The sequence below is a fragment of the Actinomycetota bacterium genome, from assembly GCA_040754375.1.
Lineage (GTDB): Bacteria > Actinomycetota > Acidimicrobiia > Acidimicrobiales > AC-14 > JBFMCT01.
The window spans coordinates 1-23,944 of the sequence record JBFMCT010000014.1 but is presented as its reverse complement, the minus strand read 5'-3'; the positions used below and the strand labels follow the sequence as shown (position 1 = coordinate 23,944).

Annotated in this window: 24 protein-coding genes and 2 pseudogenes; 8 read left to right on the top strand and 18 right to left on the bottom strand. The window is 65.0% G+C overall.

Features of this window, described 5'->3' with window-relative positions:
- Positions 1–4: 4 nt before the first annotated feature.
- Complete coding sequence (locus AB1673_08065; GenBank protein MEW6153926.1) at positions 5–895, bottom strand: hypothetical protein; 891 nt, start codon at positions 893–895, stop codon at positions 5–7.
- The gene (locus AB1673_08060; protein MEW6153925.1) at positions 882–1,940 is read right to left on the bottom strand and encodes a hypothetical protein; all 1,059 of its coding nucleotides are present in this window, start codon (positions 1,938–1,940) and stop codon (positions 882–884) included. Before AB1673_08060 ends, AB1673_08065 begins: the two co-directional genes overlap by 14 nt.
- Before the next feature lie 130 nt (positions 1,941–2,070).
- Here AB1673_08060 and AB1673_08055 point away from each other — a divergent pair, with 130 nt between their 5' ends.
- The gene (locus AB1673_08055; GenBank protein MEW6153924.1) at positions 2,071–2,970 is read left to right on the top strand and encodes a type IV toxin-antitoxin system AbiEi family antitoxin; all 900 of its coding nucleotides are present in this window, start codon (positions 2,071–2,073) and stop codon (positions 2,968–2,970) included.
- 3 nt (positions 2,971–2,973) lie between these two features.
- Positions 2,974–3,225 (top strand): annotated as a pseudogene (locus AB1673_08050) (metallophosphoesterase).
- Positions 3,226–3,278: 53 nt separating this feature from the next.
- On the opposite strand, the gene AB1673_08045 reads toward AB1673_08050, so the two are convergent.
- The 4 genes from AB1673_08045 to AB1673_08030 all read right to left on the bottom strand — a co-directional run bounded on the left by AB1673_08045 (position 3,279) and on the right by AB1673_08030 (position 6,858).
- Positions 3,279–5,372: a recombinase family protein gene (locus tag AB1673_08045; GenBank protein MEW6153923.1), complete on the bottom strand. Its 2,094-nt coding sequence runs from the start codon at positions 5,370–5,372 to the stop codon at positions 3,279–3,281.
- Between the two features lie 10 nt (positions 5,373–5,382).
- On the bottom strand, positions 5,383–6,015 hold the full coding sequence (locus AB1673_08040; GenBank protein MEW6153922.1) for an ImmA/IrrE family metallo-endopeptidase: 633 nt from the start codon (positions 6,013–6,015) through the stop codon (positions 5,383–5,385).
- Positions 6,012–6,383, bottom strand: coding sequence for a helix-turn-helix transcriptional regulator (locus AB1673_08035; GenBank protein ID MEW6153921.1), 372 nt, complete (start codon positions 6,381–6,383; stop codon positions 6,012–6,014). Before AB1673_08035 ends, AB1673_08040 begins: the two co-directional genes overlap by 4 nt.
- A 172-nt stretch (positions 6,384–6,555) precedes the next feature.
- Complete coding sequence (locus AB1673_08030) at positions 6,556–6,858, bottom strand: ribbon-helix-helix protein, CopG family (protein MEW6153920.1); 303 nt, start codon at positions 6,856–6,858, stop codon at positions 6,556–6,558.
- A gap of 219 nt (positions 6,859–7,077) precedes the next feature.
- Between AB1673_08030 and AB1673_08025 the strand changes: the two genes are divergently transcribed.
- Entirely contained in the window at positions 7,078–7,545 is a 468-nt protein-coding gene (locus AB1673_08025) for a hypothetical protein (GenBank protein MEW6153919.1), read from the top strand.
- 8 nt (positions 7,546–7,553) lie between these two features.
- Here AB1673_08025 and AB1673_08020 read toward each other — a convergent pair whose 3' ends face one another.
- The 8 genes from AB1673_08020 to AB1673_07985 form a co-directional block, all read right to left on the bottom strand.
- Positions 7,554–8,621: a site-specific DNA-methyltransferase gene (locus tag AB1673_08020; protein MEW6153918.1), complete on the bottom strand. Its 1,068-nt coding sequence runs from the start codon at positions 8,619–8,621 to the stop codon at positions 7,554–7,556.
- Positions 8,618–9,418, bottom strand: a complete 801-nt coding sequence (locus AB1673_08015) for a replication-relaxation family protein (protein ID MEW6153917.1) — start codon at positions 9,416–9,418, stop codon at positions 8,618–8,620. Before AB1673_08015 ends, AB1673_08020 begins: the two co-directional genes overlap by 4 nt.
- Positions 9,419–9,554: 136 nt before the next feature.
- Positions 9,555–11,801, bottom strand: coding sequence for a DUF87 domain-containing protein (locus AB1673_08010; GenBank protein ID MEW6153916.1), 2,247 nt, complete (start codon positions 11,799–11,801; stop codon positions 9,555–9,557).
- Positions 11,801–12,001, bottom strand: a complete 201-nt coding sequence (locus AB1673_08005; GenBank protein ID MEW6153915.1) for a hypothetical protein — start codon at positions 11,999–12,001, stop codon at positions 11,801–11,803. Before AB1673_08005 ends, AB1673_08010 begins: the two co-directional genes overlap by 1 nt.
- A gap of 174 nt (positions 12,002–12,175) precedes the next feature.
- Positions 12,176–12,334 carry a hypothetical protein gene (locus AB1673_08000; protein MEW6153914.1) on the bottom strand — a complete coding sequence of 53 codons (159 nt, stop codon included), beginning with the start codon at positions 12,332–12,334 and terminating at the stop codon, positions 12,176–12,178.
- Positions 12,335–12,342: 8 nt separating this feature from the next.
- The gene (locus AB1673_07995; GenBank protein ID MEW6153913.1) at positions 12,343–12,555 is read right to left on the bottom strand and encodes a hypothetical protein; all 213 of its coding nucleotides are present in this window, start codon (positions 12,553–12,555) and stop codon (positions 12,343–12,345) included.
- The gene (locus tag AB1673_07990; protein ID MEW6153912.1) at positions 12,552–12,773 is read right to left on the bottom strand and encodes a hypothetical protein; all 222 of its coding nucleotides are present in this window, start codon (positions 12,771–12,773) and stop codon (positions 12,552–12,554) included. The genes AB1673_07995 and AB1673_07990 overlap by 4 nt, the downstream gene beginning before the upstream one ends.
- 3 nt (positions 12,774–12,776) lie before the next feature.
- The gene (locus AB1673_07985; GenBank protein ID MEW6153911.1) at positions 12,777–13,064 is read right to left on the bottom strand and encodes a hypothetical protein; all 288 of its coding nucleotides are present in this window, start codon (positions 13,062–13,064) and stop codon (positions 12,777–12,779) included.
- Between the two features lie 371 nt (positions 13,065–13,435).
- Here AB1673_07985 and AB1673_07980 point away from each other — a divergent pair, with 371 nt between their 5' ends.
- Positions 13,436–13,981, top strand: coding sequence for a hypothetical protein (locus AB1673_07980; protein ID MEW6153910.1), 546 nt, complete (start codon positions 13,436–13,438; stop codon positions 13,979–13,981).
- A 616-nt stretch (positions 13,982–14,597) separates the two neighbouring features.
- On the opposite strand, the gene AB1673_07975 is transcribed toward AB1673_07980, so the two are convergent.
- Entirely contained in the window at positions 14,598–15,317 is a 720-nt protein-coding gene (locus tag AB1673_07975) for a TetR/AcrR family transcriptional regulator (protein ID MEW6153909.1), read from the bottom strand.
- A gap of 141 nt (positions 15,318–15,458) precedes the next feature.
- Between AB1673_07975 and AB1673_07970 the strand changes: the two genes are divergently transcribed.
- Complete coding sequence (locus tag AB1673_07970) at positions 15,459–17,693, top strand: GDSL-type esterase/lipase family protein (GenBank protein ID MEW6153908.1); 2,235 nt, start codon at positions 15,459–15,461, stop codon at positions 17,691–17,693.
- 398 nt (positions 17,694–18,091) lie between these two features.
- Here the strand turns inward: AB1673_07970 and AB1673_07965 are convergent, their stop codons facing one another.
- Positions 18,092–18,346 (bottom strand): helix-turn-helix transcriptional regulator, encoded by a 255-nt coding sequence (locus AB1673_07965; protein MEW6153907.1) that lies wholly within the window; start codon positions 18,344–18,346, stop codon positions 18,092–18,094.
- Between the two features lie 89 nt (positions 18,347–18,435).
- Here AB1673_07965 and AB1673_07960 point away from each other — a divergent pair, with 89 nt between their 5' ends.
- From AB1673_07960 to AB1673_07950, 3 genes are all read left to right on the top strand, one after another.
- Entirely contained in the window at positions 18,436–19,251 is an 816-nt protein-coding gene (locus AB1673_07960) for a hypothetical protein (GenBank protein ID MEW6153906.1), read from the top strand.
- Between the two features lie 242 nt (positions 19,252–19,493).
- Positions 19,494–20,045: a winged helix-turn-helix domain-containing protein gene (locus tag AB1673_07955; GenBank protein MEW6153905.1), complete on the top strand. Its 552-nt coding sequence runs from the start codon at positions 19,494–19,496 to the stop codon at positions 20,043–20,045.
- Complete coding sequence (locus tag AB1673_07950; protein MEW6153904.1) at positions 20,042–22,519, top strand: hypothetical protein; 2,478 nt, start codon at positions 20,042–20,044, stop codon at positions 22,517–22,519. Before AB1673_07955 ends, AB1673_07950 begins: the two co-directional genes overlap by 4 nt.
- A 6-nt stretch (positions 22,520–22,525) precedes the next feature.
- On the opposite strand, the gene AB1673_07945 is transcribed toward AB1673_07950, so the two are convergent.
- Together AB1673_07945 and AB1673_07940 are read right to left on the bottom strand one after the other, a co-directional pair.
- The gene (locus tag AB1673_07945; protein MEW6153903.1) at positions 22,526–22,756 is read right to left on the bottom strand and encodes a hypothetical protein; all 231 of its coding nucleotides are present in this window, start codon (positions 22,754–22,756) and stop codon (positions 22,526–22,528) included.
- Positions 22,757–23,500: 744 nt separating this feature from the next.
- Positions 23,501–23,692: pseudogene (locus AB1673_07940) on the bottom strand (DNA methyltransferase).
- Positions 23,693–23,944 lie beyond the last annotated feature (252 nt).

The window sequence follows — 23,944 nt, the reverse complement described above, 5'->3', positions numbered from 1 at the left end:
AGATTCACGACCCAGAGAGCGCGTCGAGGAACTCGCGCACTGCGCCTACCGAGCGTCGCTCGAGCTGGGCTTCGTCCTCAGGCGCGGCAGCGACGAACCGGGCGTACGAGCGTGATCCGATGCGATCGGGGCCGGCGAAGGCATCTCCGATCGCCTGCAGCGCGGTGCGAACCTCGGGTCGATCGAACGCCGGACATCGAGCGAAGTCGGCGGCCGCAGCGCGCGCTCCTCCGGGCCAGCTCTCGATCAGCCAGACGATGTCGTAGGCGTCCTTCGGCTTGTCCCGCGCAGTCGCGCCGACCAGTGCCTGTGACTTGGCGACGAGGAACGCCACGGGCCCGGTCACGCGGAGCTCGGCGACGAGGGTTCCCTTATTGCCGGGGAGGTTCACCTCGCGCCGAACGACCTCAACGTCAGTGGTCAGGAGGTCGCCTGCGCCCAGCGCGAGCGCGGAGAGCCGACCGCCGAGGTTGTGCTTGCCAGTCGGGTTGTCGCTCGCGGACGGCCGGAACGCGCGCCCGGCCGGTCGGGTGTCGTCGGCGGGACAGAAGAACTCGATCGTCAGCGGAAGCCCATCGCTACGCCGCCACCGGAACGACGCGTCCGTCTCCGCGAACCCGAGCCGCTTCAGCACCGTCTCGATCCGCTCGTAGGTGTCCGTCGCCCCTTCGACGAGAGCAACACTCAGGCAGAGGTCGATGTCCGCGGTTCCTACGTGCGGCTCGATCCCCGGGTCGAGCACCGGCACGAGCAATCCCGGGACGATTCCTCCGATGAGGACCACATGAGCGGAGGCGAACCCGAGCGATCGCACGAGGTCGGCGGCCTCCGCCACGAGCTGCTCCGCGACGTGCGCGTCGTAGCCGCTGATGTGCTGACCGTCAGGCTCGCTCAAGGATCGCCTCCCTGAACAGCTGCGCGGCATCCTCGCCGCGGCCGCCCTCGCGCGCGATGTCGAGCCAGACGCGGACCGGCGGCGCAACCTTCACGCCGTCCCGCTCCTGCGCGCCGAAGGTGCCGAGCTCGCCGACATCGGTCCACAGCTCCAGGTTCATGCCGCTGGCAGGACCCTGGGCGTCGAGGTGCTCCAGCCCGAGACGATGCAGTGCATCGGGCGCGTCGAGCACACCCACGCGCACGTGCGCGACGGGTACGCGCGTGAGGACGGGGATGCCCATGAGGTTGCTCGCGGCGGCGCCCGTCACGGCATATGGCAGGCCGGCCTTGTCGGCGAGCGCGGCGAAGTTGCGCATCTCGTCATCCGGCGTCCTTCCATAGACATACGTGGCGGCAGCCGCGGGCCGACGCCGAGCGCGATCAACGGTTCGCAGCCAGTCGAGGGCCGCTCGGCGATCAGGGACGGTGCTCCGCTGACTCGGGCCCTTTCCCTCACGGCGCAGCAGGTTGTTCCGTTCGAGCACTCGGAACACCGTGTGTGCTTGACCCACGGAGACTGCCGCAGCTTGGGCGAGCTGGCTCACCGTCCAGGCCTCCTGGTCGCTGCCGAGGAGGACCTGCACCGCCCTGATGCTCGCCGGCCCGATGCCCTGGGTTCCCTTGGGCTTGGGTTGCTCCGGTCGACGGCTGCCCCGGTCGATGTGCACGTAGGTCCCGGGCCACGCCAGATGCATCGCGCCTCGGCCGTCGCACCACGACAACCCAGCGCGCTCGAGGGCCTCGCGCTCCGCGGCGGGAATCGTGCCTGCCACCACGAGCCCAACCGCATCGGGAGGGACACGACGCACGAGGTCGGCGACGTCGACCTCCAAATCGCCCGCCGGGCCACGACGGGGACGGGGCAAGATCACGATCGGTCGCTCGGTGCCATCCACCGTGATCCGGTGTTCGACGCCGTCGACGACCTTGATGTCTCGGATGCTCTCGAGGGCGCGTCGAACGGGCACGGCGACGTCCTCATCCAGTTCGACGGCTAGTTTCACTTTGCGGCACCATTCAGTGAGTTGTGAAAACTGCTGTAGACCGAATAGTAGCGGTAGTCGACTGGCCTGTCACCCGCGGGGGCGGTTAGCTCTGATGCGGATAAACGACGGTTCTGGTACGATTTCCGCAGTGAACTCAACCGCCAGCTCTGCGCGGGTCGATCGGCGGATCCCTGGCTGGGCAAGCGCGCTCGTCGGGCAGCTGGCTCGCGACCGGCCGGCAGTGGTGACGAACGAGGACATCGCGCAGCGGTCCGCCGACCTCCGCCTCGACCGAGACGCGGCGGCAACCATCGCCGAGCTCCGCCGGCTGGGCTGGCTGGTCGCCTTGCCCGTGAAGGGCACCTGGACGTTCGTGCCTCCGGGCCAGGCGTCGGTGGCGGACCCGTACCTGCCGCTGCGGGCGTGGCAGGCGCGCGACGAACAGGCCGAGTTCCTGCTTGCCGGGGAGGCGGCAGCATGGCACCTCGGCTACCTCGGCCGAAGGAGCGAGGGGCGGATCTCGGTGTGGAAGCAGGCGAACGTCCGCCTTCCCGACGGCCTACGGCCTCACGTGTCGGTGGTGTCGATCAAGTGGGGCCTGGCGCCGCTGGCGGACGTGCGTCCGAGCACGGCGTTCCTCGCTCGTCGCCGACTCGACCTCGTCAACTGGTCGGGTGGACTGCCGGCCTTCGGTCCCGAGGCGCTCGTCATTCAGCTCAGCGCGCGACCGGCGTCGTTCATGCCGTGGGCCGACCTGGTCGCCCACTTGGAGCAGGTGGTCGACGATTGCGACGACGACAAGCTCGCGCGACTGCTCGTCGCGCAGACGGCGTCGGCGTGGCAGCGCGCCGCCTACCTCTTGCACGCCGGCGGACAGCCCGAGCGCGCGATGGCATTGCTGGCGCGCCGGCCAGCGGGACCGATGCCGAAGGTGACGTTCGAACACCCGAGCGCCATGCGGGGAGATCGCCGTAAGCAGTGGGTGTCGCAGTACGCCGTCGTTGATCGATTGGTCGCACCGCTGCAAGAGCTCGTGGGCAAGGCATAGCCGATGGCAACGACGCTTCTCGTGGTCGGCGACGTCGCCGGACACCTGACTGCGCTCGACGAGGTGCTCGCGCCGTTCGATGTCTGCGTGTCGGAGAGCGAAGTGCCGGCGGGCACCGTCGTCGTACAGGTCGGCGACCTCATCGGGCGAAGCGACGAGTCGGCGCGGCTGATCGCATGCGTTGACCGACTGCACAATCGCGCACCCGACCGGTGGGTGCAGCTCGTCGGCAACCACGAGTCTCGCGGACCACTGCGACATCGACCGGGTGCGGCGGCACGTCGTCGCTCGCATCGGCGCTCGCCCGATCACGGGCATCGACCCCGGCCTGGGCAGGGATGGGCATGCGCGCTGGGCGCCGCTGGTCCTCGCCGCCACGTGACAAGAGTGGATGGGCAGCCGTGGACCGCAACGGTGCAGGTCACAGACCTCGCGCGCGCAGGGCAGATGGGCAAGACCCTCGATTGCGGCGTGACGCACGGTTTCGGGACCGGCGCTCTGGGGCGCAACGACCCTGCATGGCGGCGACGCGAGGGCGCGAGCTGCCCGTCCGCGCGCGGGTCTCGGGCGTCGAACCCGGGCTTGGACCCGCACGTCGATGGCCCAAGAGTTGCCCATCCAGTTGCCCGTCTCGAGCACGAAATCGAATGCGCAGGACGGGACTCCCTGCGCGAGCGCAACGCTCTGACCAGCCTTTTCGCGTCTCCTTGCGCGCAACGCGACACGTCCAGCGAGTTTCCTAGACCGTGCGTCGGAGGTTCGAATCCTCCCGGGGGCGCCAAGAGAGTCATTTTCGAACCCTGGCCAACAGAACGACGGCCGGGGTTTCGTGCGTTTTCCCTCAGACTGGCGACAAGCTGGTCGCTCCGCAGTGTTGCCCACGGTTCGCGGTAGACGGCGTCGGCGACCTCGCGCTCCCGAATCAGCAGCTTCTCGAACAAGAACTGGTTGGACAGGCGGCGGATCTTGGGGCCGCCTTGCCGGTAGATCTCATCAACGCGGCCGAGCAGGGCGACAGCCCGATCCAGATTGGCCTCGATGTGGGACGACACGGCTTCGGCCGCTGCGAGGATGCGTTGGGCATCGGCAAGCTCACGGTCGATCCGATCGTGCTCCTCCCGGGCGAGGTCACCCGGAATGTTCCCCTTGACGGTCTCGCGGCCAAGCCTCCGCCGCTCGGCTGCCAGGTTCTCGACCTGCCGCCTGGCCCATGCGATCTCCGGGCCACTGTGCTGGCGCTGTCGCTCCAGCTCCCCCAGGACGCCGTTTCGGATGACGGTCTGCAATTCGTCGGACAGACGCTCGTGGCGGTAGAAGCGTTCCACAGATGCCTCGACGTCGGCGGCCAGCAGGTAAGGCTGCTGGCAGTCGGTCCGGCGCTGGTGGCGGCCGAGGCAGAAGAAGTAGAGGTATTGGCCCTTGGCATTGGTCAGGCACAGCCGGCTGCCACAGCGGCCGCAGAACACGGTGCCCTTGAGGTAGTGGTGATGCACCCGTTGCTTCTCGCCGGCCGTCCGGCGGGAGCGCAGGATCTCTTGCACCTGGTCAAACAACACGCTCGAGACCAGCGGCTGATGCCTGCCGTCGTACTCAACGCCTCGAAAGGAGACGTAGCCCAGGTAGTAGCGGTTACTGAGGAGCTTGGCGACGCCGCTCGGCGGGATCGGTCCGGGAACGCCCTTCCCCTGCGGGAGGGTACGCAGGCCCTTGGCCGTAAGAGCTTCGTGCAGCGACCGAACTGTGTACTGGCCCGTGGCATAGGCCTCGAACGCCCACTGCACCAGCGAAGCGCGTTCAGGATCAACGGCGACCACGCGGACCTCGCGCCCGTCGATGCGACGGGGAACGTTGAGATAGCCGACGGGTGCGCGGCCTGGTGTACCGCCACCCTTGGCCTTCTGGGTCATGGCCGTCAGAGTGCGGGCGGCGTTAGTGCGGCTCTCCCACTCGGCCATCGTGGCCAAGATGCCGTGCAGCAGGACGCCGGCCGGCGTCTCGTCGATGTTCTCCTTGACGGAGACCAGCTCGGCGCCGGCCTGGCGCAACTCGAACAACAGATTGGCGTCGTCGCGCCGGTTGCGGGCAAAGCGGTCGATCTTGTCGAGGATGACGTAGTCGATGTCGCGCTCGGTCGTCACCCGACTGATCAGGCGTCGGAACTGCGGGCGGTCAGCGGTCTTGGCGCTGGAGCCGCGATCGATGAACTCCTCGACGATCTCAGCCCCGAGAGCCTCGGCCTTACGCCGGCAGGCGTCGCGCTGCGCAGGGATGGAGTAGCCGTCCGGGTCGACGTCATCGGTGCCAACCTGCTTGGCGGTGGAGACGCGCAAGTAGATGACCGCCCGTTTGGTGAAGGCCTCCGGCAAGGCCGCGATCGGCTGGGGCGACGGTGACTGGCTCATGGCCGCATCCTCACGCTGCCGCCTTGGTCATGGAGGCACTTCGCTCTAGCCAAGCCGCTTCGAAGACCGCGCCAGCATCGACACGGTGGCGGGTGGCACAACGAGGGCCGGGATCGACGAGACCGATCTGCAGCAGCCGGACCTGCATGGCCATCTGGGAGACGTCGAAACGCAGTGCCAGCCGGCGCAGGTCCTGAACGCCCTCGTCGCAGTACAGCCGCTTGACCCAGGCCCGGGGCATTAGCAGGCAGCCGGCGAAGTAGTCGCAGACCGCTTCGGCCCGTTCGGCCGCCGTCTGCCCGGGGACCGAGGGGTAGAGCTTGGCGATGAAGGGGTTGTCCAAGACGTGCTTGAACTCGTGCGCTACCGAGAAGCGCTGGCGAACCTTGGGTTCAGCGCCGTTGACGACGATCAGCCAGCGCCCGTGCGACCACTGGGTGGCTCCAGACATCGGGGCGGCGGCCATGCGCTCGACCTGAACCCGAGGTAGGCCCGAGATCATGCTTTCCGGTACCGGAGGCTTGGTGATGGCGGCCAGCTCCAGGAAGCGGGACGCTTGCAGCTCGGCGACCCTCACGGCCTCAATAACCGACAGGGGGCGGATCGGCACACGATCGCGTAAGTTACGAATGATGTCGGTCATGGTTCTCCCCCTTTTGAGTTACTGGTATTGACGTACTTGGCATTAATGAAGTCGAAGTAGGCGGACAGTTGCTCGACGGCTTCCGGCGGTAGCTCGTACTTGGCTCGCAAGTAGGGAGCGAAGCCCGGCAGCTCGTGGCCCTCGGTGTAGCCCGCCATCAGGTAGAGGTCAGTCGGATCCACCTGGAGACCTCGGCTGAGCTTGTGCAGGTAGGACAAGCTGGGATCACCCATCCGACCGCGCTCCAAGCGGGACAGGCCGCTGGCATCGAGGCCAGCCGTGGCAGCCAGTCCGCGGATAGACAGACCGAGTGCTTGGCGCTGCTGCTGCACATATTGACCTAGTCGGACACGCTGGGATTCATTCATATGGGTTTACTCTGTCCAGACTTTACCAAATCCCGTGGACGGCATTCCACGGCAAGGTCCCAATATTTCCCGGTCCTAACCGGCCGAATATTTGGCCAATTTGCCAATGGCAGGGCAGGGACCGGGAGTTCGCCAATGAACCCCCGGTCCCACTGGTAACGACCACCGCCTCCTAGTCGGACGGGCTGCGCTTGCCTCCCCTCCGGCTGGGCGATGGTGCTGGAGCCTCCTCCGGCGCCGCCTGCGGCGAGCCGAACAGCGTCTCGATGGCGGCCTTGCGGGCCAGGGCCTCCCGGTCGATGTCGGCCAGGACGGCCTGTGCCCGACCGGCGAGACCCGTCTCGGACCGCTTGTCCGCGATCAGGCGCTCGATGGCCTGACGGATGAGATCGGCCACGCTGGTGCCTTCGAGCTGGGCCAGGACGGTGAGCTGGGCGCTGGTGTCGTCCTCCAGGCGGATCGCCATGGTCTTCATGGCTTGATCCCGTGCGGATGGTGCATGGTGCCTCCTCGGCGCTGTTGCGGTCGGCAATCCGGGATGGATTGACAGGTCGGCCGCAAGACGCCGGTGAGGCCGGGCAATTGAGGCTCAAGCCACGCACGGTCACGGCCGACATCTCCACGAGAGGCGTGTGGCTCGCGCCTTGGGAAGGAGTAGGTCGGCATGCGGACCAGAACGGCGGTGGTGGTCGCTGTGGCCGCAACGCTGGTGCTCGTTGTCGGTATTGGGGCGGCGATGGTGATGACGGGCGGTGACTCGACCGACTCCGCGACGCCGATGCCCGTCAGAGATTTCGTCCTCCCGACCACCACGATCCCAGACTGCAGCAGCATCCAGCGGCTGGTCACGGCCCTGCAGGACGTGGAGTCGAAGCTGACCGTCGGCATCACGTACGACGAGTACCGGGTGGCGAACCAGAGCATCCAGGTGGCCTACGACGCCATCGACTTCAAAGGTCTGCCGCGGGGGTGCCTGGACGCTGGGGTGGCAGCCGAGGAGGCCCACAACTTGCACCGACAAGCATTGACGTCGTGGAAGGCTTGCCTGGACGACGCCCTGCGTTGCCCGGTCAACAGCTCGAAGGCTGAACGGCAACGGCTGTGGAGCGAGGCCAGTGACAAGTTGGCCGAAGCCAAGCGGGAGTTGCCTCGCCCCGTCTGAGTGCCTCATCACGCCGCCGCCTCATCGCGTTCCCGAGCGCAACGGCTGAGCCGGGCCCAGGCCAGCTCGGCGTACTCAGGGTTCAGCTCGATGCCGATCCAGTCGCGCCCGAGCCGCTCGGCCACCACACCGACCGTGCCGCTGCCGAAGAACGGATCCAGCACGACGCCGGGCAGGGCGGGCCGACCACAGGAGCAGGCGACCAACCGGCCGAGGGCACGCACTGTTTGCCAGCGGCTGGGGTAGCGGCGGACGTACGGATCGCGACCGGAGGCTGCCGGTGCCCCGAGCCGGACGACTTCGCCGGCGGCCCGTTGCCAACCCTCTCCACAGCCGGTACAGACCCGCTCGGGGCAGGTTGCCAAAAGCGGCCGTTCAACCAGGATCTCCGGAAAGGTGGCGAAGTGGGCGCCCCGGTAGCTGGAGGCGGGCAGCCGCCAGACATCGCCCGGGTTCTTCCCCAACCGGTGGCCGGGCAGACCATCGGCTCGCGAGCGGGCCAGACCGCCCTGGGTCCCGGCCAGCGGCCCGGCCCAGGCCGGCGGTGACGACGAGGGCGTCCGTGCCGAGCGGTTGCCCTTGGAGCGGTGCGGCTCCCGGATGGCATCGAGGTCGAAGAAGTAGTGGCGGGAGCGCACCAGGAAGTAGACGACGTCGTAGGTGGTGTTGAGCCGGTCGGTGACCGAGCTGGGCATGGGGTTCGACTTCGCCCAGATGGCCTTGTTGCGCACGATCCAGCCATCCGCCGCCAACGCCAGCAGCAACCGTTCCGGGGCCAGAAGCAAGCTCTTGGGCGCGGCACCGAAGCAGTGGCCGCGGGAGTAGCTGTCGCCCAGGTTGAGCCAGAGGCTGCCGGTGTCTTTCAGCACCCTGGCCACTTCCCTGAAGACGGCCCGGAGCTCGTACACCCACTGCCCGACGGTCGGCTCAAGGCCGATCTGTCCGGCGACTCCGTAGTTGCGCAGCTGGAAGTAGGGCGGAGAGGTGATGACGCAGTCGATGGACGCTGGTGGCAGTCGGCGCAGCTGCCCAGCGGCGTCACCCACCATGATGAGGTTGCGATCCAAGGCCGTCATGACGAGTCCCCCGTCACCAGGTCGACCAGCCCCTCGGCGATCACCACGCGGAAGATCGACCAGGTCTCGGCGGGCTGACGGGCGGCGACCTCGGTGATGGCCTGATGTCGCCGAGCGTCCGGTACGGCGATGACGACGATCGGGAAGAGGCCGATCCTCCCCTGCTCCGTTCCAGTAGCCCAGTAGTGGCGGTAGGCGGTGAGCTGGCGACCGACGGCGGCCGGTGATTCGGTCGCCCGGTCGACCTCGATGAAGTAGTGGTGCTCGTAGTCGCCCAGACCCAGGACGACGTAGGCGTCCGGTTTGAGCACGGCCACGCCCCCACCCGGCCCGAGGAACCGCCGCCAGGCCGCAGGCTCAGCCTGGAACTGGATGAGGTCAACGCCCGGGCCACGGTCGAGCTCGCGGAGACAGGTGTAGATCTCCGACACCGCCAAGACGTGATCGATGAAGCGGACCGACGGCGTCCACGGCCGTCGGGGACGAGGCCCACCGGCCGGTCCCCTGGCACCAGCCAGCCGCTGGCCAGCCGTGTCGAGGGCGTAGACGAAACCTTCTGATCCGGCCCGAACCCCGCCGATGCGCCGGTCGAGCCGAGCCAGTACTTGGCGTTCTTCGACCAGGCGGGCCAGGGTGCGGCGGCACAGCCGGGCGGCCGAGTCCGGCGGATGGCCGGCGAAGTGCAGTCGCTCGAGTTGGCGGAAGGTCGCCACCCGAACACGCGCCAAGGTGGCGATGATGTCCAGGTCCCGCTGGCTCAGGTCCTGGGCCAATCCCTGGAGGCGGCCGAGGGTCATGCGCCGGCGAGTCATAGGGAACCTCGCAGGCGCAGGACAGTCGTTGGACTTGTGGGCGAGTCCGCTACTCCTGAGCTGCCAAAACGACACCGGCGACTCGACGCGACCGGAATAGCGACCGGAATGGTCGCGGCCCTCATGACCGCCTCCGTTTGCCCAGTGGGCCAGGGCCGGGACCCGTCTGCCGAGCACGCAGATCAACTTCAACTTCATCCTGATGACGGCCGTAGCGGGTGGCTGACCGATCACGGATGGCAGAGCCGTGACCGGTAGCCGCCGGCAGGGACAAGGTGAACCCGGTGGTGGGCGGCGCCAAGGTGGAGCCAGCGACCAGCCGCAGCATGACCTCGTAGCGTCGGAGTCGCTCCAAGTCCCGGGCTCGGACGGGCTCGCCGTACGACCGCGCCATGACGGCGGCATCAGCCGGCGGCAGGGCGAATGACACCTTGCTGCGGGCGTTGGCCAGGACGGCCTCACGCAAGCCGGGAGGCAGCTGGCTGAGGTGCTGGTTGATCAGGGTGTAGCCGACCCGGTAGCCGCGGCTCTGGGCCAGGACCTCCTCGAGCGGGGTGGGCAGATGGATGATGGTCTGCCACTCGTCGATGAAGACGCTGACCGGCGGCCGCGCAGTTGCCGGCAACACAGCGCGGGCTTGGGTGGTGATCCAGAGGTCGGCCACCAGCAGCGCTCCGAGCAAGCTGGCCGCTTCCTGGCCAAGCCGACCGGCGGCCAGCGGGACGAGCAACACCTGACCGCCGGCCATGACGTCGGTGACGGTCAGGCGGGGCCGGGACTGCCCGATGACAGCCCGGAGAGTGGGGCGGAGCAGGAACTGGCGCAGGCGCGTCATGAGGGGTGCGACCACCTGTGCCCACTCGGTCTCGGACATGCCCTGGTAGCCCGCCCAGAACGGACCGAGGGCCAAGTCGCCCATCAGGGGGCCGACCAGGCGGCGGCGGTAGCCGGAGTCCAGCAGCAAGGGAGCGAGATCCGGCAGGACCGAACCAGGGGTGTGGGCCAGCGTCAGGAGAGCGGCGTGCAACAGGTCCAAGGTCCGGGGTGCAGCCTTCAGCTCCCAGAGACGCTTGAGGATGCCGAACGTCTGGTCAGCCACCAGCTCGGGATGACTGGTGGCATGGGCCAGCGGATCAAGGCCGAGGGGCCGGTCACTGGTGGGATCGAGGACGGCGACGTCCTCGGCCCGGTCCGCCGGTACGCGGTCGAGCACCAGGTCGACCAAGTCGGTCTTGGCGTCGATGACGATGACGGCCCGGCGATCGGGGGCGGTGATGTCACGCAGGATCATGCCGGCCGCGGCGTAGGACTTGCCGGTACCGGTGGGGCCGAGCACCAGGGTGTGGCGGAGGACGGCTTCCAGATCTTGGGCCAACGGCCGCTCTTTGCCGGGGTAGTTCCCCTGGGCGATGACGCGGCCCTCGGCCGGGATGAGGCTCGAGGGCGGCAGCGGCGGCCGGTCAATGAGCTCCAGGCCGGCCACGTTGGGGCTCCCGAGTGGGAAGCCGACAACGATGGCAGCCTCCCGGGCGGTCAATAGGCAGGGCCAGGAGGCCAGTGGTACGGCCCCGGCGACCATGCGGCGAGCGAACTCAGCCGATGGAAGACGGCGGCGGCGGAAGTGAACGCCCGGGGCGCTGGTTGAATGGAACGAGCCGGTGAGCTGACGTAGGAGCGAGTGAGCCCGCGCTGGCGAGGCCACCGCACCAATGCGTCCGACGGCCCAGAACCGGGATCCGGCTGCCTTCTCCCGAGCCTCTCGGGCGGTGACCGGGGGACGTACCGGGCTGACCGCCTTCAAGAACAAGTTGGACGGCTTGGTCGAGGTGGTCGACGACGATGGTCCGGTCGGCGGGGCCGGCGTCAAGATCCACTGCATCACCACCGACTCGCCGGCCTGCAGCGGAACCAGGCTGGCCAGGATGGCGGCACTGGCGGCCGACGGCTGATCGGTCTTGAGAGGTTGCAAGAGCGACGACAGCACCAGTTCGCCGGCCAGGTCAGGGCGAGCCGGGCGATGTTCGGCGTCGAGCCAGGCCACCGCACCCGGCACGGCAGCGCGCAACTGCCCCAGCACTTGGTCGGCCAGGGAGCGGGGGACGATGAGGTGGTGGGTGATGGCCGCCGACTTGGCCGTGACCTCGAAGGTGACGACCGGCCGGACGAACAGCCGAACGCGCCAAGGGCGCAAGAGGCCGCCCAGTCCGGAAAGGAAAGCGATGACGGCTGCGACATCAAGACCCTCCGGGTACTGCACCCGGTACGCGACCATGTCCGCCCGCAGGCGCTTCTGCTCCATCCAGCGAACCAGGAGCAGGCTGGCGCCCAGGAAGACGGCTGACGACAGGAGAGCGACGAGCTCGGCCATCACGCCCGGCCTCCGTGCTCGCTGTCACCGCCTTCCCGGACCTCGTCAGCCGGACCGGTGGAGGAGTCGTCGGAATCCGAATACGGCTCGTCCTCAGCCTCAAGCTGGCGGGCAAGTTCGAGGAGGGCCAGAATGTATAGGCGGACCCGGCTCGACAAATCGTCGTGATAGACGGCTTTAACTTCGATCTCTTTAGCCATGTGTATTCACCCCTCCTTTCGTTCGTTGATTTCGCTCCACGCTGGCAGCCGTACGAAGTCGACTCGGCCAGCAACAGGCACCCCTAAGGTCGTTGTACCGTGGACTGGAATCCACGACATGAGTCAAAGTGCCGAATCCGCGTGTACCGCCGAACGACGATTTCTTGGAACTTCCTACAGGCGCCGGCTGGCCCGAAGCAGCAAATAGGTGCCGGTACCGGTGAAACCGATGATGAGATACGGCACGGCCGGGGCGATCAGCCAGACCGACAGGCGGACGGTGACGGCCAGTAACAGCAATGTGGCCATGAAGAGGTAGAGGCGGGCGACCACGGCGGCCCCTACGCGAACGTGACAGGGATGACGACCACGCTCGGGTCGGGCTCCTTCGTGTCGTCGACGGTGGGGACGAGCCCCTCGCGCAGGCGATCGAACAACGCCTGGCGCTGTTGCAGCTCGTCACGCAGGCGCTGACGCTCGGCGCGGGTCCCCTCGATGTCGATCTGATGAGCGAAGGTGCCGGGGTGAACGAGCGGGCGGAGTCCTCCCCTCACAGCCACCACTCCGCCCGGCCGGTCGCCCTGAGCATGGCTTCGCGGGCCGACTGGGTGGCGGCATGAATACGGCGAACGGAACCCAGGAACCGCAGGTCACCCAAGACGACGCGCCAGTGGGGAACCGGGTCGGTGCCGTAGATGAACTGCAGGATGAAGCCGACGCCGCCGAAGAAGCCCACGCCGAGAAGGCCGAAGACGACGATGAGTCCCGCCATGACCTACACCCGGAAGCCGTAGCGGCCGATCTCGCCGGCGATGACGGAGGCGGTGACGGCGACGATGTACTCCAGGTGCCGCTCGGCCCAGGGAGTTTGGCGGATCAGCTCGCCTTCCAACTGGGCCAGGCTGGCGACTTCGAACACGCCGAGCTTGGCCAGGTTGGCTTCGTTCCGGATACGGCCCGCCACGGCAAGGGCCTGATGGTCCTGCTGGGCGAGTGCTTGCTGGACGGGCTTGGGCAGGCGGGTTGGGCCACTGCTGCCGTAGGGAGTCAGGTCGTAGCGCATGGTTAGTAGTCCTCCCGTCCGCAGGCCGGACAGCGGACTGTGTCCCACACCTCGACGAACTGGTGTCGGCAGGCCACACACCGCACGCGCTCTCTCCACTGCTGGCAGTGTCTGCGTCGAGGGCCGAACTGATGACGATTCCTTGCTGTCATTTTTGATATTGCTCCCTTCGTCGGGGACGATGTCGGTGCCATGACAGCACACGACCGGCCGGATTAAGGCGATCTGTCAACAAGAAGGTTGATCCGAGAACGGTCTTTACAAACAGCGCGGTTTCGGGGATAGTTGTGGTAATGGCAGGACTCCGACTACTCCCTGCTCCGTACCTCTTTCCAAAGGTTGGCGAGAGGTTGGGGGCAGGAGGCGTCGCATTGCGAGTCGAGTTTGAGTACACCCCGTCATACGTAGTGGGCGACCCAGCAGTCGCCCACTACGATTCTCCGATCCAATTCAGTATCTGGTTCCATTGGGATCCGCCCATTTCCGATGATGCCGTCTATTTGCACGTCTTTGTAGGGCAAGACGTCGAAGCTCTAGTGTCGGCCGAATCGCCGCCGCGGCTACACGGCGTGAATGGACTCGTGACGAGTCTGGAAGCCTGGCGTCTGGTGCCCGAGATTGTGGGATCAGAGGTATGGCAGGAAGCCCTGCGAGTTGTAGAGGGCGAGCTGATAGACCAGAGTCTGGAGATCGACCCAGCCACCCTGGAGCCGCTACGGGGAACATGGCAGTCGCTACTGGAAGCAGCCAACTCCAAGCGCGTGACGGGCATGCGGCAGCCCAAGGGAGAGTGGGAGAAGATACTCGCTGCTCTGCAGAGCGATCCGAAGCTGTGGGAGGCCCATTTGCAGGGCATGGAGGACGTCTTCAACAAGCTGGAGCGGGAGAAGGGCGAAGAAAATGGCCCCGGGAATTGACCCCGGGGCCTTTCATGTCTGCGGGCTTGCGGCAGACTCGCTTTACCTCTTGAGCGGTGAGCTTAGAAGCTCACATGCGGATCGTTGGGGAGTGAAGCATCAACGATCAGTCCGTTGTCCGTTGGCGGAACTAGTCCAGTTCGTCCAGAATTTCTCGCAGTATCTCCTCCATGTCTTTGCGACTATCTGAGCTGGGCAATCGTGCATCTGGGAACATTACCGGCAATACGTTTGTACGGTAGTGGGTCCACCATGCGCTCTTATGCCGATCAATGAGGATGCTGAACGCGGAGTAAAACCGATGCTCCCTACTTCCACGTTCATAATGCTCATCGACGTATTGTTGTCCGAATAGCGCGGCGGCTACCGTTGGGAACCGAACAGCGACGGCGACGAGGTCGTCGTGCACTGCGTCAGTTCAAGATGGTGGTGAAGGATACGCTTCATAAGATTCCTTTTCACCGGTGGACGGTACGAGCCTGCTACTTACCCTCCTTTCCTTGCCCAGCTGATCGTCCCACAAGGAGTGTAGAACTCGATCTGGGCCTACGCTCCGGTTTGTCAAGTGCGGACTTTGCTGGTGTGAGGGAACTGATCGAAGTTGCCCGGCACCCCGTCACGTGACCGGTGTCGGCCCCTCCACCCACCGCGGTGCGTTCTGTTTCAGCCACTCGCTGGCAGGCTCGGCCTCACCCACCACCCGGGTCATGACCAAGATGGTGGGGATCACGACCGTCGCTAACCGTCCGGGCGGCATGGCTGACGAGCTGACAGTGCGTCGGAGGGACAGGCCCTCGAACACCGCCATGATGGTGCCGGTCAGGTCGGTGATGCCGAACGGCGGGCGCATCTCCCGGCCGAGCAGGGTGAGGATGGCATCGAAGTAGGTGGCCATCTCCTCCTCAACCAGCCGGTACATCCGATCAAGGCGCTTGGCCAATGCAGTGTCTCGATGGCTCTTGGCGGTCACGACCAGCTGGAGGGCAAAGGTGGGGTTGGTCTCTTGCCACTCCATCAGGTGAGTGCAACTGGCTGTGAGCGCCGAGAGGAAGGAGGCCCCGGCGGTCAGCTGTTCCTCGAAGGCCCGGACCGCCTCGGCAAAGGGCGGGTTCTGGTCCTTGGCCAGGGTGTACTCGAGCAGGGCGGTGACGAAGCCATCCTGACCGTCGAAGTGATGGTAGAAGCTGCCGGTGGTGACGCCGGCCCGGGCGCAGATGGCCTGAGCCTGAAGGCGCTCGAACAGCCGGTCGGTAGGTTCGTCGTGAAGGATGGCCAGCCCGGCCTCCAGCATGGACTCCCTGGTCTTCTCCGCCCGTTGGGCCCGCCTGTCCGCCACCCCTCCCCCTCTCCCGCTTGACAAGTTACATAGTCGGCCCTAGGACACCGGAGCAACGTCGGCGGGGGCCGGTGGGGAGGACGGGAGGCGGGAGTGAACCGAAGTCGCCGAGGCATATCGGCGTGGGCGGCGTTGGCCGTCGTGGTTGCCGGCGTACAACTCATCACCGGCGAGGCCGCAAGTGCCGCAGTGTTCCCGGGAGTGACCCAGCTGGCTTCGACGGCAGCCGATGGTTCCAAGATCACGCCTGCGGTCGGTCCGGACATCTCCCAGGACGGCCGGTATGTGGCATTCGGGCAGTCGAGCGCCGTCAGTCCGGTCTGGCGGAAGGACCGACTGACAGGTGATCTCGTGTTGGTCAGCCAGTCCTCGGGAGGGGTGGCGGCCAACGGGCAGAGCTATTCCGTCAGCCTGTCGCCGGACGGGCGCTACGCGGCGTTCGCGTCGACTGCGACCAACCTCGTGAGCGGTGACAGCAACGGAGTGCCCGACGTGTTCCTGCGCGACATCGCAACGGGTGTCACAGCCAGGGTGTCCATCCGCGCCGACGGGACTCAGCCGAACGGAACCAGCTTCCAGCCGGCCGTATCGGCCGATGGCCGCTACGTGGCCTTCCACTCCGATGCAACCAATCTCGTTTCCGGCCTGACGACGTCAGGGCTGCAGGTCTACGTCAAGGACATGGTGACCGGGAGCCTGACGCTGGCATCGAAGTCCCCGACGACCGGCGAACCTGGGAGTGGTGACAGCTCCGACGTCAGCATCTCGGGGGACGGCACCCTCTTGGCATTCACCTCAAGCGCCACGAACCTGGCAACGGACCCGACTGACCCCTCTCCTGGAGCCGGTGACGTGTTCCTGCTCAATCGCCTGTCGGGTGCAGTGACGCTGTTGTCGGACTTCCAGGTCGATCCCGAAACACGAGTGACCAGCGGCAGCCTGGCGGAGTTGTCGATTGACGGGACGGCCATCACGTTTGTGGCCGCTGCCAGCGCAGCCCTGTTGGCCTACGGCTCCCCGACCGGCTCGCTGTCGGTGTTGCGAAACAACGGCAGTCTGGTGATCGATCCGTTCGACCCAGCGATCTCTGCCAATGGCAACCAGATCGCATTCTCGTCTTTCACGCCCCTGACCCCCGAGGCTGGGTCGTTCGCCAGCCGGCAGCTCTACAGCTTCGACCGGACAGCATCGAGCATTCAGCTGGTGACGATCGGCACCGACGGCCAACCGGGCAACCGCGAAACCGGACACCTGCAGGGATCGTTTGCGATGTCAGGTGATGGGCGGTCGGTCACCTTCCAGACGGCTGCATCCAACTTGGTCGCTGGTGACGACCCCTCGTCGGTGGACGTCTTGGTCAGAGGGCCGAATGTGGTAGTCGATCCAGGGACAACGACGACGACCGCCGCATCGACATCAACGTCGTCTAGCACGAGTTCGACTAGCACGAGCAGTACGACGACGAGCACGAGCACTACATCCTCGACCACGCCGACGACTTCTGCTCGCGTCTCCTATGTGGCGCTTGGGGATTCATACTCGGCCGGGGAGGGCAACCCCCCTTTCATCAGAGGATCAGATACAGATTCCAATATGTGCCACCGCTCATTCGCCGCCTATCCCTATGAGATTGCCGTCACTCGATCACTCAGGCTTGTGCACGCCGCCTGCTCCGGAGCCATCCTTCAGGATCTGTCCAAACCCAACTTCGCAGCGAACTCAGGAGAAGGACCACAGCTAAGCCACCTCGATTCGAGCACGGCACTTGTCACTTTGTCGATGGGTGGCAACGATCTTGGATTTGGCTATGCGTTGGCTAAGTGCGCGGAGAGTGGTAACTGTTCCATCGATCCCGAACTGAACGGGCTGGTAGCAAAGCACCTCATCTGGCTCATCACAGGTCACGCGCAAGACTGTACCGATGGGATGTTCCTCGCTTTGGGTGTCTGCGCCCCGGCGACTCCTAGCCTACTTGACTCCTATAAGGAAATAGCTCGGCGGGCACCGAACGCACGAATCGTGGTGCTCAACTATCCATCCCTGTTTCCGCGCAATCCTCAGTCAACGTGCAGGGTTGTATCCCTGCTGCCATTAGGCCCTGGCTGGACCATTGAAGAGCAGCAGTGGATGAATGCGTGGGGTCAGAGGTTGAATCGTGTGATCCAGTCACAAGTGGACCTGGCTCGCGCCGCCGGAATAGACATAGTCCTAGCCGACGTGTGGACAGCTTTCGGCGATCGAGGGGTCTGCACAGATGATCCGTGGATTATTGGGCTTCAGTTCGACCTATCACGGCTCTACTATTCTCGTCTTAGCTTCCACCCAAGTCGTCCCGGACAAGAGGCAATGACTCGAGCCGTTCTAAGGTCGATCTGATGTCGCAACAGTTCGCTTTCGTTTCACACTCTTCTGGTAGTCCACGAAGAGCGCAAGACTGCCGACGGTAGCGAGCACGAGGATGGCAAAAGCGCTAACCAGGAACTGTACTATTACTCCCCAGAACGGCTCCATCCCGGCATTTAGGAACCCGAGGGTAGCAAGCGCCAAGCACACGCCAAGCACACGCCAGTATCGGACCGTCGCGCCTTGTCTAAGGCTGATGACCACCGCGGCAATAAGCTGCGCAGCTAATCCGATCAGCAAAGCCAATGCAATAAGAGTATCAATCAAAAGATGTTACACAATTATACTTGTGCTTAGTATGGCAGAGAAGATGTGAGAAGTAAACTGAGCATGAGAACTCGGGTTGCTTAGGCTGCCGTTTCGATAGCTTGCTAATCCCGACCATGGAGCAATTGCAATCCCCGCACCAATTCCCCTGCATCAACCTCCAGCGCTTTCGCCAGTTTGCAGAGGTTATCAAGCGAGATGTTGCGCTGACCGCTTTCAAGGCTGCCGATGTAGGTGCGGTTGATACCAGCACGATGAGCAAGAGCTTCTTGAGATAGGCCAAGGGCCTGGCGGTAACGGCGGACCCGTACCCCGAACTCTCGCTGAAGGGGCGTTGGTCCCTTGCCTGTCCCGGCCATTGGCCCATCTGAGGGGTTCTCCTACTCCGGGTCGACCGAATCGGGGTAACATGTGGCCCGGTGTGGGCCTGGCAAGGCAGGGGGTGGCGGTGAAGGATCGTGAACAAGGGACGTTTCCCCCGACCGGGGCGGGCTTGGTGGCCTTTATCGACTTCGCCATGCAGCGCGGGGTAGTCCGCCCCAACACCGGGGCCAACTACAAGGTCGTCTGCATGGAGGTCCTGCCTCTCGTGCTCGGCAACCGCTGGCGAGACGAGAACGTGTTCGACCAGGACGTCGACTGGATGCTGGACGAGCTGGTACGGACCAGGCGGGGCGAAGTGACCCCGACCGGCCGTGAGCACTTCCAGGAGCAACTGACCGGAATGCTGGAACTGTTCCGAACCTACGCCGAGACGAGCAACGCTCCGACCCCTGAGACGGCCGTGACGATCCCCGAGATTCCGACCGCAGGGAGAAACGGAACCACGGCCGATGCCCACGGCGTCACTCGGCTGCCTGTGCAGATCCTGGTCCCGGCCAAGCGGGATCCGATCACCGACGAAAGCGAGGTAGCGGTGGCAGTGAACGGCAGCCAGCCGACAGAGGCCGGCGTGTTGACCTACCCCTTCCCCTTGCGGCCAGGGGTGGTGGCGCAGCTCAGCCTTCCCGTCGACCTGACCACGGCGGATGCTGCCCGACTGGCACGCTTCGTGGATTCGCTGGCCTTTGACGACACGAGTTCCAGGCTCCGGGCGGCGGGGCAGCGGAAGAGCGTCGCCGCCGGCACCCCGATGGTACCCACCCACAACGGTGGCGCCTCCCGGGCGGCAGTCGGCAAGGGAGCCCGCCCTGAACCGACACCGACGGCTTCCCGAGAGAGTTCCATGTCGTCAGCACGCCGCAGGTTGCCGAAACCCAGCTAGCGCGGTTCCTGTCGTGGTGCGAACCACTTCGATGCTTCAACAGGTCGATCGGCCCATGGCGACGAGGCGAGCCGTCTGGTACTGCTATCAGGGTGATGGCGACGGCGGAGGAGATGCAGCGCCCGCCCTCGCGTCGCCGTACCTCCTTGCAAACTAGATTGCAAGGTGGTTTACTAGCCTTCCCCTCATCAGAGACAGGTCTAGTAAGGAAGGTTGCAATCGTGCCCCGCACGCTCCCGCCGGTGGACGACGACGTGTTCGAAGCGCTGCAGGCGCTCGCCGAGCCGCTCGTCGACGATGTCAACTCAGTACTTCGCCGAGTTCTTAACCTCAACGGTGCTGCAGTCCCGAGGCCAACCGCGCTCAGGGATCACGGTGCTCTTCAAGCGCCGAAGCCACCGACCGCCAAGGGTCCGTCTGGCGGTCATCGTTCACCGGGTCGGCGCGTCAAGCCAAGTGGCTCGAGCAGGACGGCTCCGAAGGCACCGCGTGCGGCTCGGGGGTCGCTACTGCCCGAGTCGGAGTATGAGTTCCCCATACTGAGCTATCTCGTTGAGTGCGGCGGTCGAGCACCGGCTAGCGAGGTTGTGGAAGAAATCGGCCGACGGTTGTCGGAGCGCTTTACCCCGACCGACTGGGAAGCGCTGAATTCCGGAGACATCCGGTGGAGGAGCCGCACGCAGTTCGTCCGGCTCAAGTTGATCAAGGAGGGTGTGATGGCGAAGGACGCACCGCGTGGGATGTGGGAGATCACAGATCTCGGCAGAACACGCCTGAACGGTGCCAGCGCGTGAGTCGCAAGGCGGCGACGGCGGCCGGCGGCGCGAAGGAGCTGTGCCTGGCACTAATGCGGGCAGACACCGAAGCCGAGGTCATCTCAATCCTCCAAGATCACGGCTACTGGGATAGCCCAGCAGTCTGGCGCTGCATTGGCGACGACGAATCCAACTGGGCCACTATCGGCAACCAGCAGAGCGCAGCCGTTGCCGCTCTAGCCGAAAAGTTCATCAATTCGATCGATGCGCTGCTCCTGAACGGCTGTTTGGAGGCTGGGGTCGATCCGAAGGGGTCGGATGCGCCCGCTACGATGCGTGAAGCAGTCGCCCGCTTCTTCGAACAAGCGCAGAACCCCAATGCGGACCACGTCGGCCGAATAGCTAACTGGCTTGACGATCAGATTAAGGCTCAGGCGAGGCGGCTCACACTCGCAGCCACCGGAACTGGCTCGGTGCCAAGCCTGAGCATCGCTGACGAGGGCGAAGGTCAGACCCCTGACATGGTCCCCGACACGTTCATGTCACTGCATAAGCGAAACAAGGTCGACATTCCGTTCGTGCAGGGCAAATTCAACATGGGCGGCACGGGCGCCCTCTACTTCTGCGGCACCCACAAGATCCAACTGGTCGTGACGCGTCGGAACCCTCGGCTCCTTGGTCCTGCCGCGACGAAGCGTGACGCTGAATGGAGCTTCACTCTGACTCGACGCGAGGCAACCGGCGCTCGTAACCCGGTCTGTACCTATCTCGCGCCACTAGGTGCCTCTGACCGCCCACGACACGGCAGTGTTCTTTCCTTCGCTGCGGACACAATGCCGCTTCTACCGGAGGCATCCAAACAGGTTCGTGACGCGTACTATAGGCACATCCCGCACGGGTCGCTGATCAAGTTGTATGAGTACGATTTCAGCCCGAGGTCGAATATTGTGTTTACTCGGCGCGGGTTGCGGCAGCGGATCGAGACCTACATTCCCGAGCTAGCACTGCCCATTGGAGTTTTTGAGTGTCGCCGAAAGTTCGGCGGCGCGGAGGGTGGCAGCTACTTCACCCCGGCGAGGGGCACGGCCACCAGGCTTGAGCAAGAGAAGAACGAGGACTATTTGGAGTTCAAGCCGATCGGTGGCGTCTTACAGCTTGGTGGGACCGATATTGTCATCAAGGTCTTCGCATTCAAGCGTCGCCCGGATCAAAAGAAGCGCGACGGCTTTCTTCATGAATACGCTCAGGGTGCGGGCGTGCTCTATACCGTCAACGGTCAGACGCACACGATGGTCAGTAACGACTTCTTCCATCGTCAAGCCGTCGACTTGGACTACCTCCGAGACGATCTACTTGTAACAGTCGACTGCTCAGGTCTCGACGAGATCGCCCGTGCCGATCTATTTATGAACTCTCGCGACCGCAACCGCGATACAGGTCTGTGGAAGCAGCTTGAGCGAACGGTGGAAGGGTTTCTAAAGCGCAATGAGCAGCTGCAGCAGCTGGCGATCCGACGGCGTGAGGAGGCTATTCGCGACCGCACCGAGGACAATCAAGCTCTGGCAGACCTCCTCGACCGCGTTCTCAAGGCGGCTCCGGATCTCGCCAAGGTTCTCCTCGGCGGTGCTCGCCTGCCCTCGCCTTTTCCGAAGCCAGGAACGGGACAGAAGCGCCAAGCGAAGCGGTTCAATGGCAAGCGGTTCCCGACCTTCTTCCACTTCGCCAAGCACCAAGCCGGTGAGGAGCTGAAGCGCCAGGTAGAGGTTGGCCGGGAGCTGCGGGTTAGCTTCGTGACGGATGCTCAGGACGACTACTTCTGGCGGGCTGGCGATCGTGGCAGCATGAGCGTGACGCTGACTCGGGGAGCTCAGTCGACGGCGGTATCGGCGGCCTCCCTGCATCTGTCGTCAGGTCTCGCTCGATGGGTCGGCGAACTCCCCGCCGGCGTGCGAACCGGAGACATCCTGACGTTTGACTTTGAGGTCATTGACCCCCTACGAGAGGAGCCCTTCTCCAACCGCCTTCGGGTTGAAGTCGTACCACGCACGGACAGGCCGTCCGGCCCGAGCGGGAAGACTCGGCGAGCCAACAGTGGTCAAGGTGATAAACCCGCCGAAGGCGGGCTGGCGCTCCCTGAGGTTCTGCCGGTCCCGCGGGCCAAGTGGGGTGACTTCGGCTTCGATGACCAATCGGCATTGCTCATCCGGCGGCGATCCGGCGCAGGTAAGGGCGGTGGCGGTTACGACTTCTTCTACAACGTTGACAACGACTCTCTGCTACGCGCCCAGAAGGCGCAGCCGGCTGACGCTGAGCTGACCCGTGAGCGTTTCAGGTGCGCCCTAGTCCTGGTCGGCCTTGCTCTGATACAGCAGGTCGAAGGCCAGCGCCGGCAGGCGCAAGCGGACAATCAGCCAGATCTTGAGAGCCTGGTGACTATGACGACCCGCGCCCTTGCGCCGGTTCTGCTGCCGCTGGTCGAGTTTGTGGGCACGCTCTCGGTCACGCCGCCATAGGACTGCTCATCCGCAAGACTTCAAACCATGTATGAGCACGACCTCCCGCGCCGTCTGATAGGTCGGAGAAGTGGTTGCCCACCAGCGCCGGTTGGGAACCTTGCGCCAAAGACGGCCGTCGGCGTCGGTCGACAGAGCGTCCAGCCGACGTTCGCAGAAGCCCGCCCGTTCCATGGCATCCAGAAAGCGGGGCAGATCGCCAACGGGATCGTGGAACCCCACCATCTGCACCACCACCGTGTCAGGACTGCATAGTGGGGCCAAATCCGCGAAGGAGGCTGCTAGCTGCTGAAAGTAGGTCCCCAACGAGCGGTCAGATCGGCTGGCCATTGTGTAGTAGGCCAACCCATTCCCGTCGCGTTGAGCCGCCAACCAATATGGTGCCGGCGTTTCGCGCCGTCCTCGAACCTTCCAGCGATGGTAGTTCACGTACACACCCGGGTAGGGCGGCGACGTGAGTATGAGGCGGGGTGAAGGAATCTTGTCTCGAAGGCGGCCGCCCAAGCCCGGAAGCCGCTGCGTAAGTACGCGCGTCCGCCTTTGGACCCCATCGAGGCGATAGGTCGCGTCAGCTCGTCGTACGTCTGAGGCGTAGCGGCCCGCCGCTTCGATCATCGCCTCCGTGACGGCGCATAACGACTCGAGAAGGGAATCCGGCGAAGGCACATCGCTTCTCATGTCCAGGGCCCACTGGCCGGTTCTCAGGATGGCGCAACGCGCTAGGTCGGATGCTCGTGGCCGTTCAATGAGATCCAGCGTTTCTAGGGCTTGGGCGAGGCGGAGGCGTACTGGCAGAAGCTCGTCGTCCTCAACGTTACGGAGGTACCCGTTTGAGGCCCACTCCTCGAGCCCTGGCGGTCTCGTGAATAGCGGACACAGGACGTTAAGGGACTGAGCCCATTGTTCAACCTCTGTCAGCTCTGTCCTCGTCATCGGTGTCGCCTTGACAGAGGAGACAAAGGCCGCAAGAGGATTGAGGTCCGAACCGACAGCCGGCCGCCCAAGTAGGCGAGCTTCCACCAATGTGGTCCCACCGCCAACAAAGGGATCGATAACAAGCTGCCCCCGCTCAGTGAATGCTTCGATCGCGGCGCGAGCAAACGGTGGGCTGAATCGCGCCGGATAGCGATAGAACTCATGGGGCGACGATGTTCGACGGCTACCTAGCGACACATAGGCGCTGTCGAGAACAGAGGCGCGGAAACGCTGAAGCGCCTGGCTGTCGATGAACGCCAACTCGCCCGCCGTGGAAACCGACCCGCTCACCCGGTGGACTCTAACCTGCACGTACGCTGACCCGTAAGTGTTCAGGTCAGCGGGCGGCCTGACACGGATCTCTGAAGAATTCACCGTTGTAAGCAGGAGTCGCGCGGGGTGGTCGCGAAAGTGTGCACATGTCACACGACGCGCCCTCGGCCTCCGGGC